Origin of the sequence: Priestia sp. SIMBA_032 (assembly GCF_046535215.1) — a bacterium.
GTDB lineage: Bacteria > Bacillota > Bacilli > Bacillales > Bacillaceae_H > Priestia > Priestia aryabhattai.
Genome location: NZ_JAWRXD010001208.1, coordinates 1 through 250 on the forward strand (window position 1 = coordinate 1; position 250 = coordinate 250).

Below are 250 nucleotides of genomic sequence, written 5' to 3' on the forward strand. Positions count from 1 at the left end.
GTATTGTTTTCCTCTGTATGCTTAATAACAGCTTTATCTATTAAGTTTTTCAATCCAGTTTGATAGAAACTATTTAAATAGGCAAATTGCAAGACACGATTGCATTTATTTCCATTAGAATCTAAGTGACGAACAAGGACAACTTTATCTTCTGTTAAAGTTCCGGTTTTATCTGTACAAAGAATGTTCATAGCACCTAAGTTTTGAATAGAATTTAGCTGTTTTACAATTACTTTTTGTTTAGACATGT

The 250-nt window shown here is 29.6% G+C and carries 1 pseudogene; it reads right to left on the minus strand.

Annotation, left to right across the window (positions count from 1 at the left end):
* A pseudogene (locus SB717_RS38160) lies at positions 1 to 250 on the minus strand (magnesium-translocating P-type ATPase); the annotation flags it as partial.